Origin of the sequence: Pseudomonas sp. Z1-12, from assembly GCF_051132015.1 — a bacterium.
GTDB lineage: Bacteria > Pseudomonadota > Gammaproteobacteria > Pseudomonadales > Pseudomonadaceae > Aquipseudomonas > Aquipseudomonas zanjanensis.
Window position 1 is genome coordinate 3,814,613 of the sequence record NZ_CP071647.1, and the last position, 13,607, is coordinate 3,828,219.

At 60.0% G+C, this 13,607-nt stretch carries 13 protein-coding genes; 4 read left to right on the plus strand and 9 right to left on the minus strand.

Annotated features, from left to right (window positions below; translation table 11 throughout):
- Positions 1-36 precede the first annotated feature (36 nt).
- A complete protein-coding gene (locus J3P85_RS16005; RefSeq protein ID WP_434702368.1) occupies positions 37-1,011 on the minus strand; it encodes a zinc-dependent alcohol dehydrogenase family protein in 975 nt (324 codons plus the stop codon).
- 63 nt (positions 1,012-1,074) lie between these two features.
- A complete protein-coding gene (locus J3P85_RS16010; protein ID WP_186704782.1) occupies positions 1,075-1,377 on the minus strand; it encodes an ArsR/SmtB family transcription factor in 303 nt (100 codons plus the stop codon).
- A 169-nt stretch (positions 1,378-1,546) separates the two neighbouring features.
- Between J3P85_RS16010 and J3P85_RS16015 the strand changes: the two genes are divergently transcribed.
- Together J3P85_RS16015 and J3P85_RS16020 are read left to right on the plus strand one after the other, a co-directional pair.
- Positions 1,547-3,406 (plus strand): ABC transporter ATP-binding protein, encoded by a 1,860-nt coding sequence (locus tag J3P85_RS16015; protein WP_434702369.1) that lies wholly within the window; start codon positions 1,547-1,549, stop codon positions 3,404-3,406.
- A gap of 301 nt (positions 3,407-3,707) precedes the next feature.
- Positions 3,708-4,292, plus strand: coding sequence for a DUF805 domain-containing protein (locus J3P85_RS16020; RefSeq protein WP_434702371.1), 585 nt, complete (start codon positions 3,708-3,710; stop codon positions 4,290-4,292).
- Positions 4,293-4,553: 261 nt separating this feature from the next.
- Here the strand turns inward: J3P85_RS16020 and J3P85_RS16025 are convergent, their stop codons facing one another.
- Entirely contained in the window at positions 4,554-5,024 is a 471-nt protein-coding gene (locus J3P85_RS16025; protein WP_188251015.1) for a hypothetical protein, read from the minus strand.
- 130 nt (positions 5,025-5,154) lie between these two features.
- Here J3P85_RS16025 and J3P85_RS16030 point away from each other — a divergent pair, with 130 nt between their 5' ends.
- Positions 5,155-5,541, plus strand: coding sequence for an Imm41 family immunity protein (locus J3P85_RS16030; RefSeq protein WP_434702372.1), 387 nt, complete (start codon positions 5,155-5,157; stop codon positions 5,539-5,541).
- A 127-nt stretch (positions 5,542-5,668) separates the two neighbouring features.
- On the opposite strand, the gene J3P85_RS16035 is transcribed toward J3P85_RS16030, so the two are convergent.
- From J3P85_RS16035 to J3P85_RS16060, 6 genes are all read right to left on the minus strand, one after another.
- Complete coding sequence (locus J3P85_RS16035) at positions 5,669-6,010, minus strand: DUF6124 family protein (RefSeq protein ID WP_434702373.1); 342 nt, start codon at positions 6,008-6,010, stop codon at positions 5,669-5,671.
- Positions 6,011-6,456: 446 nt separating this feature from the next.
- Positions 6,457-6,975 (minus strand): hypothetical protein, encoded by a 519-nt coding sequence (locus J3P85_RS16040; protein WP_434702374.1) that lies wholly within the window; start codon positions 6,973-6,975, stop codon positions 6,457-6,459.
- A gap of 382 nt (positions 6,976-7,357) precedes the next feature.
- A complete protein-coding gene (locus J3P85_RS16045; RefSeq protein ID WP_434702375.1) occupies positions 7,358-7,801 on the minus strand; it encodes an HIT family protein in 444 nt (147 codons plus the stop codon).
- Positions 7,802-8,058: 257 nt separating this feature from the next.
- The gene (locus tag J3P85_RS16050) at positions 8,059-8,460 is read right to left on the minus strand and encodes a response regulator (RefSeq protein ID WP_434702376.1); all 402 of its coding nucleotides are present in this window, start codon (positions 8,458-8,460) and stop codon (positions 8,059-8,061) included.
- The gene (locus J3P85_RS16055) at positions 8,457-10,640 is read right to left on the minus strand and encodes a PAS domain-containing sensor histidine kinase (RefSeq protein WP_434702377.1); all 2,184 of its coding nucleotides are present in this window, start codon (positions 10,638-10,640) and stop codon (positions 8,457-8,459) included. Before J3P85_RS16055 ends, J3P85_RS16050 begins: the two co-directional genes overlap by 4 nt.
- Before the next feature lie 151 nt (positions 10,641-10,791).
- Positions 10,792-11,466 carry a phosphoribosyltransferase gene (locus J3P85_RS16060; RefSeq protein WP_434702378.1) on the minus strand — a complete coding sequence of 225 codons (675 nt, stop codon included), beginning with the start codon at positions 11,464-11,466 and terminating at the stop codon, positions 10,792-10,794.
- A gap of 385 nt (positions 11,467-11,851) precedes the next feature.
- Here J3P85_RS16060 and J3P85_RS16065 point away from each other — a divergent pair, with 385 nt between their 5' ends.
- Positions 11,852-13,558: an amidase gene (locus tag J3P85_RS16065; RefSeq protein ID WP_434702379.1), complete on the plus strand. Its 1,707-nt coding sequence runs from the start codon at positions 11,852-11,854 to the stop codon at positions 13,556-13,558.
- The last annotated feature ends 49 nt before the right edge of the window (positions 13,559-13,607 follow it).

Genomic DNA, 13,607 nt, shown 5'->3' on the forward strand with positions numbered 1-13,607 from the left:
TCCTCGAAAATGGCTTGAACGGTTAAACGTACGCAATTACGGGATCAGCGAAGGCTCGACCGCTATCGCGATTTTTCCTTGAACACCGTTGTTGGGGCTCTCCAGCCGGGCATGGGCCAGCCCAATATCGGCAAGCGAATAGACGGCGCCAACGTGTGGCCGTAGCTGACCTCGCGCGACCAATGCGCTCAAGTCATCGAGCTTGCCGCGGTTCTGCCTGGTGAAAACGAAGTGGTAACTCACATTCTTGCCCCAGGCCTGGACAAGATTTTGTGGCTGCGCAATGTCCACGATCGAGACAACGCGGCCAAGCTGTGCCAGCGCGTCGGGGCTGCGCGACAAGGTATTGCCGCCGATGGTGTCGAACACCACATCCACTCCGCGACCACCCGTTTCCCCCATGATGGCGTCGACGTAGTCCTCCTTTTCATAGTCGATGACCACATCGGCTCCCAGGCTTCGGACGAACCCGGCGTTTGCCTCACGCACGGTCGTGAACACCCTTGCCCCCATGGCTTTGGCCACCTGGATCGCCACATGCCCGACGCCCCCCGCGCCGCCGTGGATCAGAATGCTTTCCCCCACTCTGAGCGCCGCACGCACGATCAATGCTTCCCACACCGTCCCGCCAACCAGGCTCAGGCTTGCCGCCTCGAGATGGCTCAGCGAGGCTGGCTTCTTCCCGATGATGCTTTCGGCGGCAACGTGGTACTCGGCATAACTGCCTGGCCCGTCAAATATTTGCGGGGTGTACCAGACTTCGTCCCCTGGAGCGAAGGTGGTCACTCCCGGCCCAACCTCTTCGACAACGCCCGATACATCGTGTCCGGTAATGGCCGGCAGTTGCACCAAGTCGGGATAGTCGCCACGACGAACCTGGTAATCCAACGGATTGATAGAGGTTGCGTGCACTCGGACCAAGACTTGTCCGGCGTGCGGTACAGGCTTGGGCACATCGCGCAGTTCGAACGATCCCGAGCCGCCGAATGATTTAAGTACCATTGCTTTCATCGTAATTCCTCACATCTATAAAAAGGAATATCGAGATATCTCGATATATTACGGTAAAAAAAACTACAGTTCTTTCCCTATGACCTCGGCAAGCGCGCTGATGGTTGCTTCATTGCGCTTGTAGTAGGTCCACTGACCGATACGCCGGACTTCGACCAAGCCCACTCGTTGCAGCGTCGCAAGGTAACCAGACACCGTTGACTGCGACAGTCCGATACCTTCTTGAATACTGCTGACGCAGACTCCCACCGTGAGAACGTCACCTTCATCCTGCGGAGGGAAGTTCTTTGCGGGATCCTTCAAGCCTTTCAAGATTTGCAGGCGTGTAGGGTTCGAGAGCGCTTTGAATATTTCGATCAATTCCATGCCATCGAGAATATCGAGATTTTTCGATATGTCAATACGCTGTTTAGCCTCCTCCCTGCCCCAACATCCTGGGCGACATGCCAAGAGAGCCATACCCACCACTTCACATAACCCTCAAAGCAGTCTTTAAATGGCAGAATCTCCGTCATTGATCGTTTCGGAGACCACCATGCTTCGCGTATTTGAACAAAGACTCGACCCCTTCCCACCCGACGAAGTCCCCCCGCCACCGAACGGCCTGGCTCGGTTCCTTTGGGCCTGCACCCGGGGCGCCCGCGGTTACATCCTGGCGTTTGCGCTGCTCAGCGCCGGCGTGTCGATCTACGAAGCCTGGCTGTTTTCGTTCCTCGGCCAGGTGGTGGATCTGCTCTCGACCTGGCAAGCCGGGGGTGACGCGGCAGCGCAGGAAAGTCGCGTGCTGTGGGGCATGGGTATCGTCATGGTGGCGAGCGTCGGGCTGGTGGCGCTGCGTACGATGGTGCAGCACCAGATATTGGCGATCAATCTGCCGTTGCGGCTGCGTTGGGACTTCCACCGCCTGATGCTGCGGCAAAGCCTTTCGTTTTTTTCCGATGAATTTTCCGGCCGGGTCACCACCAAGGTGATGCAGACGGCCCTGGCCGTGCGCGACGTACTGTTCACCCTGATCGAGATCGCCCCGGGAATCGGCGTGTATTTCATCGCGATCATCGCCTTGGCCGGCGGCTTCGCCCTGAAACTGATGCTGCCGTTCGTGGCCTGGATCGTGCTGTTCGGGCTGGCCATGCTCTACTTCGTGCCCCGCTTGGGCAAAGTCGGACAGGAACAGGCCAATGCCCGCTCGTCAATGACCGGACGGATCTCGGACGCCTACACCAACATCACCACCGTGAAACTGTTCTCCCATTCCAACCGCGAAGCGCACTTCGCGCGCGCGGCCATGGAGGATTTCAAGCAGACCGGCTTTCGCCAGATGCGCCTGGTCAGCCAGTTCGAGATCGTCAACCAAGCGCTAGTGGTGGGGTTGATCATGGCCGCTGGTGGCTATGCGCTTTGGTTGTGGCACCAGGGCGACGTCGGCGCCGGCGCGGTGGCGGCGATCACCGCCATGGCGTTGCGCATCAATGGCATGTCGCACTGGATCATGTGGCAAATGACCTCGCTGTTCGAGAGCATCGGCACCGTGCAGGATGGCATGGCAACCCTGACTCGCGGCCCCAAGGTGCAGGACGCGCCGGACGCGGGGGTGCTGGTGACCTCCGGCGGCGCAGTCACCTTCGACAACGTGAGCTTCAACTACAACGGTGAACGCCAGGTGCTCGATGGCCTGAGCCTGGACATCCGCCCGGGCGAGAAAATCGGCCTGGTGGGCCGCTCCGGCGCCGGCAAATCCACGCTCATCAACTTGCTGCTGCGCTTTTATGATGTCGACAGCGGGCAGATCCGTATCGACGGGCAAGACATATCCCGCGTGACGCAAGACAGCCTGCGCAGCGCCATCGGCATGGTCACCCAGGATACGTCCCTGCTGCACCGCTCCATTCGTGACAACATCGCCTACGGCCGACCCGATGCAACTGACGCACAAATCCGCCGTGCGGCGGCCAATGCCCAGGCCGATGAGTTCATCAGCCAACTGAGCGACCGCCAAGGTCACTCCGGCTACGACACCTTGGTGGGCGAGCGCGGCATCAAGCTGTCGGGCGGCCAGCGCCAGCGCATCGCGATTGCCCGAGTGATGCTCAAGAACGCGCCAATCCTGCTCCTTGACGAGGCGACCAGCGCGCTGGACTCGGAAGTCGAAGTGGCCATCCAGGAAAGCCTCGATGAAATGATGCAGGGTAAAACGGTCATCGCCATTGCTCATCGGCTGTCGACGATTGCGGCGATGGATCGGCTGATTGTCATGGATGACGGGCGGATCATTGAACAGGGTACCCACGCACAATTACTCGCCAAGAACGGCATCTATGCGCGGCTGTGGCACCACCAGAGTGGCGGGTTTCTGGGGGAGGATCGGTGGGTGAGCGAGGCGATGGATCAGGTGTGAGGGTGGATGGCCTGGGGTGATTTGCGGGTGGGTGCTTTGGGTCGTCAGCTGTCGTTCACAACGGGCAGCTTTCGGCCCAGAAGCCATCGTTCAGAGTAGGAACATGACCCGCCTTCTTACTAGCAGCTTCATAAGGTGCACTGCGCGCACCCTGCGACAGACCCACACATGCTGTGGTGCATACAGCCCCCCTTACACGATAGCGTCTTTTCTCTTGAGTTTGATGCCGGCCTTCGATTAGATATGAGGCGTAAACGTTGTGACGTGAATAGCACCATCATACATAAGGGAATAGCACTAAATGGCCCGGATAGAACCCGTTTTCGGCAGCATCAGCAGCGAAATCGAAAACCCATACCAGCCGGGCGACGCCCAACTGATTGACGACGAGGTTGTCACGTTTTCAAACCCCAAGATTTTGGATTTTTCCGGGCGTATTTCTCTGGCGCGCTTCTGGCTGATTCATGTGCCCTTGGTGCTGGTTCTTCCGTGCATTTTGCTAACGTTCTTTATGGTGGGGTTGCGCCATCAACTGGTGGTTTTGCTGATAGTCGGTGTCACCGTTATCGTTCCTGCCATGCTGCTCAACGTGTCTCTACTGGTACGCAGGGCACGTGATCTAGGCTGGAGTCCGATATGGGGAATTCTCAGCGTAGTCCCTGTTATCGGCTTTGTGATAACGCTTCCGCTCTTCATGCTTCCGGGGCGTAAAGCGATTAATAAATACGGCCCGCCCAACCCACCTCTTTCGACGTCGGTAAAGCTACTTACCGCGCTGTTGGTGGTGCTGGTGCTTGTAACTTTAACCGTGATAGTTGTGTATTTTCCCCAATACAACCCACGGGCACCCTACGAGTGGTTCTTTAATGCATTGATTCAGGCATAACGTTAGCGTACGCGAAGTCCATGCTTCGCCTCATTGCGCGGCGCCAAGTGCTCAGGTGCCTTTGTAGACAGCGCTGCGCGCACCACGCGATAGCCCTGCGTACGCCGCGGTGATGTCCATTGGGAAAAGAGAACGGAAAAGAGAACAGATTTATTTCTCTGCTCTAAACGTCCGTTCTTGGCCGAAAGCTGTCGTTCCCAACGGGTCGCGTTTTGCTCGAAGATGGCCCTGTAAAACATCTCTCATTCAATCGGGATCCATTCACATGCCTGTCTTGATGGCGCGAATGGCCGCCATGTAAGCGCTGGTTCCGATGCCGACCTGACCCCAGACTTCACGGCTTTCTCCTCCTTGGCGGTCATATTGTTCATCCGCATCCCATAGCGTCAGGATTTGGTTTGGAAACAGGTATTCATAGGATGAGAATTCGTGCTGGCCGGAATTGTCCGAAGCAGCCATCACTGAAAACACATGTGTGGCAGAGTGCGCAAAGACATCGACTCCCTTGAACATGAACGTGACGTTCGGGTTTCCGCAGACACCAATGAAGCTGACTTCATCGTTCGGCCCGTGGGAAACCTGCACGCAGGATTCGCAAAAATAATCGATGCGGTCCTGGGAATGCTCGAGAGGGAATCCGATGGCAGCCATCTTTTGCCTCGCTGTAGCGCGTGCTGCGCCAAGACGAACAGGACCAATAGCCTCAAGCGGTAAAATTTCAAAAACCTGCATTTCCTGGGCTCCATGGGTGAAAGGCTAGCCAACCGCTCCGCTGTGTAGGGCGCGGAAGTTGCGCTGTAGATTGTCCGAGAGCGGGCACCTCGGTACGCTGTCGACCTTATCCGATATGGAAACTCTTAACATGGATCCGCACGCTGTGATCGCAAGAAATTTCGTTGGGGGCGAAGCATACGAAGACGCCTCGTTCATCGGACGATTACACGAAGCGGGACTCTGGGATCGTGAAGCATACTGGCTGCTGGAGTGGGCACTCTATCAAATCGCAACAGAGACAAGCTTCAGTCAGGCACTCTCACATAGGGTGTTCGAGATATTCAGCTACAGTTCTCTGCTATTCGGATGCCACTTTGATCGGAAGGATCGCTTCAAGATCCGAAACCTGAAAAGAAAGCAGATCTACGATTTCCGCGAGAGATTCCACATGGTGTTTGAGGGTTTCTTCGCTGGAAAAATGCCGACACCGGCTCGCTTTGACGAACCCAATCCGTGGCTCGTAGGTGGCCCGTAATCTGACCGGACGGGGTTAAGCTTTTTCGGCTCTTCGTTTGGGCGCAAAGGCAGCTTCGGGTCGGAAGCAGCCCTTCGCTTCCGACCCGATCTATCTTGCTAAAAATGGAATCTATTCCACCGTACGTTTACCTAGGGTCGATGACATCCAGCGCCCGGTTTGCCAATAGCAGACCCAGTTCAATCAATTGTTGCAGCCCTAGTGCAACATGCCGTCGAGAATCCTCCAGATCGAACGCCAAATCATTGGCCATGGCATTGGCGGAGGCTAACGTTTCGCTGAGGTTGGCCAACAGGCTTTCAGCATCGACGCCCTCCACGACGGTGAATAGTAGGTCCGGAGGTGGCTTCTTGTCAGGCTGGGCGGGTTTGGGGTTCAGATAGGAATCGATGACACGTTCGGCGTTGGCGTCGGCCGCGATGTCCAGGTGCAGCGGTGGAACGGGTGGGTCTGGGATGAGTTTGTCCATGGAATGCTCCTAACGTTATGGGAGCCGCCACGTTCGCTGCTAAACGAGTGGGTGGCAGCCGTGCGCAGGTTAGCAGACCGGTACGTTAGGAAACCGGCGCACCCGAGGATGCCCTGCACACAGCCGCCATAAGAATTCGAGCAATAAAAATGCCCGCACTGAAGGCAGTTGCCGTGCGCCTAACGTGATTCCGAGCTGCTAAACCCGACCGCTAATTGGTAGCGGTGGACAAAGACTAGGCACCGAAATCAGCAGGCGCAAGGGACTGGAATTTTCTAGGAAATGTCCTGCAAGTCAATGGGCAATATTCGCTCCGTCGATTCCTACAAACTCGTTTAACCGTTCCACCACCGAAACAGGTTGCAACGTTTGTCCAGCGCTAACGCCCTTTCCAGAGAGGTCACAACGCCTATCGCAATCGCATAAATCCGATCAGGCGTACCGCTTTACTTGATCTCAACCAATCGCACTGCCTGTGCCCCGTCCAGGGACAGGTGAATCACGGCGGCTCGGCTTGGGAAATTCGGCGCATCCTCGTCGGTATTCTCCATCACGGGGATGTCGATCAGGGTCTGTTCACCCGTCGGGTCGCTGACCAACTTGGCATCGAGGTTGTCGATGGCCCGCCAGCTGTCGCCACCGATGCGCATCACGTCCAACAGGCTGTAGTGCGGCACACCCTCTTCGTTCTCTTCGGGCGTGAAGGCGGCCAGGTATTGGCTGTAGTTGTTGCCCATGCCGAAACCCTCGATGGTGAAAACCGCAAGGGTGACCTGGCTGTCCTCGCCGGTGTCCAGGGTCTGCACCAGTGTCGCTTCGGGATAGCCGGTGGCGTAGCTGTCCTTGATGAGCGCGACCAGATGCCCGATCTGTTGTTCAAGGGCTTTCGGAACGGGTTTCGATTCAGCGGCGTGAACCAGGGTGCAAGTGAAAAACAAGGCAGCGGTCAGCAGGCGCAATTTCATGAAGGTGAATGTCCGGGGTGTCGGGAGGTCAGCGTGCAATGGTAGCGGTTGGCAAGGGATTGGGTAGGGAATTGTTGGTGGGGTTTGTGCTGGGGTGCACAACCTTGTTCGCGAAAGCGGTGGGTCTGTGTGCATTGTTGTTGGATGTACTGTCGCCATCGCGAGCAGGCTCGCTCCCACACTTGGACCCGGGACAGCCGCCATTTTCCATCAACCCGACATCCCCTGTGGGAGCGAGCTTGCTCGCGATGGCGGCGGGCCTGCGTGCATCGATGCTGAATGTATCGCTGCGCGCCTGCCCGAACGGCCACTGATTAGCGCTGCGCGGGCCCTAAATCAAACCTTCAACTCGGCAGCGCGTGCGAAGTGGTTTTTTCCAGCGTCAGGCCTCTGAGCCAATGCGCGCGACCAGGCGAGCCTGGAGTTTTTCCAGTTCCTCGGGATCGGCCTTGCCCCGGCCATGCGCACCCGCTTCCTCACCTTCCCAGCGAGGGATGATGTGCATGTGAATGTGGTAGACCGTCTGCCCCGCCACCGCGCCGTTGAACTGCGCGATCTGGACGCCGTCCGGCTGCAGCTCGTCCACGATGATCCGCGTCAGGCGCTGCACGGTCGACATCATTGCGCCGAGGACTGTGGGCTCGACTTCGAGGATGTTGCGCGCCTGGGAATTCTTGGGGATGACCAGGACATGACCGCGCGATTGCGGAAAGAGATCCAGGAAGGCCAGCACATCGGCGTCTTCGTAAATCTTGTAGCACGGCGCATCGCCGCGAAGGATCAGCGCAAAGATGTTCTTTGGATCGTAATGACCGTGGAGACTCATGTTCACTCCTTGAATGGTTAGGGCGGTGGGTTGCCGGTAAGAGATTTAGCACAGTCCAGCGGCGACGTCTCGTAGAGGTCTGCTTGAAAGCCAAGGGTTGGGCTTGCTGGCGATGGCGGTGGGTCAGTTGGCGATGCTTTTGCCTGTGCCATCGCTATCGCGAGCAAGCTCGCTCCCACAGGGGATTTGTGGCGGCCACTCAGTCACGGTCCACCGCCGGCCAGTGTGGGAGCGAGCTTGCTCGCGATAGCGGTGGATCAGTTGGCATCAGTGCTGGATGTTACGCCGCCTGCGCGGGCTTGCTTCAGCGTTACGGCCATTTTCTGCTGCAATTCATTTTGCGAAAACGGCTTGTGCAGCACCGGGCATCCGGCGTATTCGGCCGGCAGCCCGCTCGCGCCGTAGCCGGTGCTGAACAGGAAGGGAATGTGGCGACCACGAAGAATGTCGGCCACCGGGAACACGCGCTCGCCAGCCAGATTGACGTCCAGGATCGCCAGGTCAACCTCCACCGAGCGGGCGATTTCACAGGCCTTGGCGAGCCGGGCGACAGACGCCACGACCTCGCATTCGAATTCCTCCAGCATCTCTTCGATCAATAGGGCAATGGCGCCTTCGTCCTCGACGACCAGCACCCTGTTTCCAGCCAATGGGGTCATGCCCCAGCCACCCCAATCAGGAACGAAAAGCGACAGCAAACGCCCTGTGGAGCAAAGGTGAGCTCAAAGGTGCCACCCAAGTCGCGCTCGATGCAACGCTTCATCAGGCGCGACCCCAGCCCTTCCCGTTCCGGCGGGGCTACCGCTGGCCCTCCTCGCTCTTGCCAGTCAAGGGTCAACAGCGTTCCGTCCCCTTGGGCTTGCAACTGCCAGGTGACGGCGAGCGTGCCCGTCTCGACCGACATGGCCCCGTATTTAAGCGCGTTGATCGCCAATTCATTGAGGGTCATCGTCAGGTTGAGCGCCACGCGGGTGCCGACGTCCACACCAGCCCCCTTGATCACCACACGGCCAGGCTCAAGCCCGAAGACAGGCATCAGCACTTCATGGGCCAGGGTGTCGAGGGGCGTCTGGCCCCAATGCCGTTTGGTCAAGAGATCGTGTGCTCGCGACAAGGCCAACAGCCTTGCCTCGAAACGCCGGTAGCCGTCCTTCGCATCCTCGGCATTGCGCGCGGTCTGGGCCGCCAGGGATTGCACCGTGGCCAGGGTGTTCTTGACCCGGTGATTGAGCTCATCGATCAATGTCTTCTGCCGGTTTTCCGCCTGCTTTCGCTCGGAAATGTCCACCAGCATGTTGATGGCGCCCACCAGGTTTCCATCGGCATCATGCAGAGGCGTGGGAAACGGTGTGAACGGTACACGGCTGCCATCGGGCCGCTCCGCAATCGCCTCGACGCCGCGTATCGGCCGGTTTTCCTTCAGCGCCACCGCCATCGGGCATTGATCGTGGGGCAGCGCGGTTCCGTCGGTATTGAACAGCTTCCAAGTCACGCACCACATCTCGCCCAACTGCGGCGTGCGCCCCGACAACTCGATAGCGGCGCGGTTGAAGAACGTGATACGCCCCTCGGCATCAGTGGTGTACACCGCGGCCGGCAACGCTTCGAGGAGATTGCGCATGTGCCGTTCGCTTTCGCGGACCTGGTTTTCCATGCGCCGCGCCAGGGTGACGTCCTGCAGCACCCGCACGCCATACCGAAACGTCCCGTTGGCGTCCCTCACCGACGAGCTGTGGATGTCGAGGTAAACCACCTCGCCATCGGGTTTCACCGCGCGCTTGCGCAGCACGTAATTATCCAATTCACCGGCCACTTGGCGGGCGTACAACCCGGCATCCTGCGCGATGCAGTCCGGGTGGGTGTAATCCAGGAAGGTCATCGCCAGGAGTTCGTCCCGCGAGCGGCCCAGCATGTTGCACAGGGCATCGTTCACCCGGAGCAAGCGGCCGTCGATGCCGGCCTCGGCAATACCGATGGTCGCCGCTTCGTAGGTCGCCGAAAGCCGGTCATCGCTGTCCTGGCGCGCCGCCTCGGCCGCATGGACGCTGCTCCTGTCGATGGTGAAGCAGCGGGTGTTGAAGAGTTTTCCGTTCTCGAACCGGCCGTTCGAGGTGATCGTGACATGCTTGATCGAGCCGTCCTTGGCCCTCAGGCGCGCCGGATAGCTCTCCAGGCGATCGCCACTGCCCAGCTTGGTGAGAATGTCGCCAATAACCGGCTCGTCGACATGAAATTCGGTGATGTGGCGACCGATGTATTCTTGCGCCGGATAGCCCAGCAGCGCCAGCTCCGCCTTGTTGGCGCGCAGGATGATGCCCTCGCCACTGACGATATGCAGGCCTACCGCGCTGTTTTCGAAAAAGTCTTCCAGGTCGGCACTCTTGCGCCGAAGCTCTTCGGCCATGGCGTGGTGCGCCGAAACGTCCTGGAAGCAATTGATCACCCCTTGAATGACGCCCCGCCGATCCCTGAGGGCGCGGATGTTCATAAGCGCCACGAACCGCGAGCCATCCGGACGTTGGATGATCACTTCCTGATTGCGCGGCGCAATGCCGGTATCGAGCGCCGAGGCCGTCGGACTGTGCTCGAATGCCAGCGGCGTTCCGTCGGCCAGGAACAATCGATGGGCGCCGCAGAAGCGGTCGCCGTTCTCTCCAAGCGCCGGCGCCCTTCCCCACAGCTCGGCCGCCTCGCTGTTATACCGCACGAGCCACCCCTGGCGATCGCAGAGGTACACCGCACCGGGAATGGCATCCAGCGCATTCGTCCCCATCGCGATCAGGCTTTCATATTCACTTGGCGTACAGGCTTCCAAGGGGAGCTCTTCAATGTTCGACATCAGTCATCCTCAAACCCCCTGGCTGCAACGCTCAGGGTCTCAATGGATTCTAGATCGCTATTGAGCGCGCGAGTTCAGGAAACTCTTCAAGGACAACGGCGCCTGTGCCGTACGTCAGCCATGGCATTAAATCGAAAAGCTCGCGCAGCGGTTATGAACGAGGCCTGCTCCAGGCCCTGTCCAATAGCGCGACCACTGTTTCGTCCGGGGTCTGGCTGAAGTCTTCGTACCAATCGCCGACCGAGCGCATCCACTCGGGCATCAACGGACACACAAACTCATCGACCTCACTGCGCAAGGCTTCGGCGGTTTCGACCGGCGCCACTGGAACGGCAACCACGATGGCAAGAGGGTTTTGCAGGCGTACCGCACGGACCGCTGCCATCATTGACGCACCGGTGGCCAGGCCATCATCCACAAGCAGGACCACCTGCTGTTTCAGGTCGACAGGTGGGCGGCTGCCGCGATAAAGCGCTTCACGGCGCGCCAGCTCCTGCCTTTCCCGCTGGAGCACCGCATCGAAGGCAGCCTGGTCGACGTGATGGGCACGCAACGCATCGTCGTTGCGAATCTGGATGGCGCCGCTGGCAATCGCGCCCATCGCCACTTCCGGATGAGACGGCACACCGAGCTTGCGCACCAGTATCAGGTCGAGGGGCAGCCCCAGGGCGTCGGCCACCGCCCAGGCGACGGGCACGCCGCCCCGGGGCAACGCCAGGACGATCGCATTGCTCTGTCCACGGTACTGGGCCAAGGGTTCTATCAAGCGTTGGCCGGCCGCGGCTCGATCGGCATAAGGCGGCGATGCAAAAGACAGGGGATTCATAGTCGGGTCTCCTTGCAAAAACAGACATGTCGTCCGCACAGTCACCCTTTCAGGATACCCGGCATGGGGTGTCCAGCAACGGCTGAGTGATCCAAACTGCCTGCGTCGTCACGCCAATCGACGGACGTGACCGCATCGTCGGCGCCAGCGGCTTGGGAATCGCGAGTCATCACGCCTGCCGAAGCCGTTTCTTAACGAGGTCTGACGGAGGAGAAATTTTGGCACGTTCGAGAAAAATCCCGTCAAACCTGGGCTGCCCTTGTTCGATCTTCCGTAGTACAGTAGTCAAAACCCGATAAATATCCACCTTGAGATGACCTGAAGTGCCAGGCCCCAACGTCAATGGACCGCACCCCCGTCATCCTTCTGCCGCGGCGGTAACTGCATGATCGACATCACCGAAGTTTCCATTGCCCAACTGCGCGCCGCGCTGGAATCGGGCCAGACCACGGCGGTAGCGCTTGTCCAGGCCTACCTCGCCAGGATCGATGCCTACGACGGCCCCGACACGCCCACCGCCCTCAACGCGGTGGTGGTGCGCAACCCGGATGCGCTGAAGGAAGCGCAGGCCTCCGATGCCCGCCGGACCAACGGCCAGACCCTCGGTCCACTCGACGGCATTCCCTATACGGCCAAGGACAGTTATCTGGTCAAGGGCCTCACCGCCGCGTCCGGAAGCCCGGCGTTCAAGGACTTGGTGGCTTATCGCGATGCGTTCACCATCGAACGGCTGCGCGCCGCCGGGGCCATCTGCCTGGGCAAGACCAACATGCCGCCCATGGCCAACGGCGGGATGCAGCGCGGGGTGTATGGCCGGGCGGAAAGCCCGTACAACGGCGACTACCTCACCGCGCCTTTTGCCTCCGGCTCCTCGAACGGTGCGGGCACCGCAACTGCCGCCAGTTTCGCGGCATTCGGCCTGGCTGAAGAAACCTGGTCGAGCGGGCGCGGCCCGGCGTCGAACAATGGCCTGTGCGCCTACACGCCGTCCCGTGGGGTGATTTCGGTGCGGGGCAACTGGCCGTTGACGCCAACCATGGACGTCGTCGTGCCCTTCGCCAGGACCATGGCCGACCTGCTCGAAGTGCTGGACGTGGTGGTGGCCGAGGACCCGGACACCCGTGGCGACCTGTGGCGCCTGCAACCCTGGGTGCCGATTCCGCGCGTCGACTCGATTCGCCCCGCCTCGTATCCGAGCCTTGCCAGCAAACCCGGGGCGCTGGCCGGCGTTCGGTTCGGCGTGCCACGGATGTACATCAACGCCGACCCTGAAGCCGGCACGGCCGAAGCCCCCGGCATCGGCGGCCCGACGGGGCAGCGCATCATCACCCGCGCCTCGGTGATCGACCTTTGGGAGCAAGCCCGCAAGGCCCTGGAGGCCTGTGGCGCCGAAGTGGTCGAGGTGGATTTCCCACTGGTGTCCAATTGCGAGGGCGATCGTCCCGGCGCGCCGACGGTGTTCACCCGTGGCCTGGTTTCCAAGGAATTCCTGCACCATGAATTGTGGGACCTGTCGGCCTGGGCATTCGATGATTTCCTGCGGGCCAACGGTGATCCGCAGTTGAATCGCCTGGCCGATGTCGACGGACCGAAGATCTTCCCCCACGACCCGGGCACCCTGCCCAACCGCGAGGACGACCTGGCCGCCGGCATGGATGAGTACGTGAAGATGGCCCAACGCGGCATCACGCCTTGGGACCAGATCCCGACATTGCCCGACGGGTTGCGGGGGCTCGAAGAAACACGCCGGATCGACCTGGAAGACTGGATGGAACGGCTGGGCCTGGACGCGGTGATCTTCCCGACCGTCGCCGATGTCGGGCCGGCGGACGCGGATATCAATCCGGCCTCTGCCGATATCGCCTGGAGCAATGGGGTCTGGGTCGCCAACGGCAACCTCGCCATCCGTCACCTGGGCGTGCCCACGGTCACCGTGCCGATGGGCGTCATGGCCGACATCGGCATGCCCGTCGGACTGACATTTGCCGGGCGCGCCTATGATGACTCGAAACTGTTGCGACTGGCATCGGCGTTCGAGTCGATCGGCTCCAAGCGCCTGGTCCCGCCTCGGACCCCGCCGCTGTCGGCTTGAGCCGGTCATTGGGGTTGCTGCGCAACCCAGCGGGAGCAAGCTCCCTCGC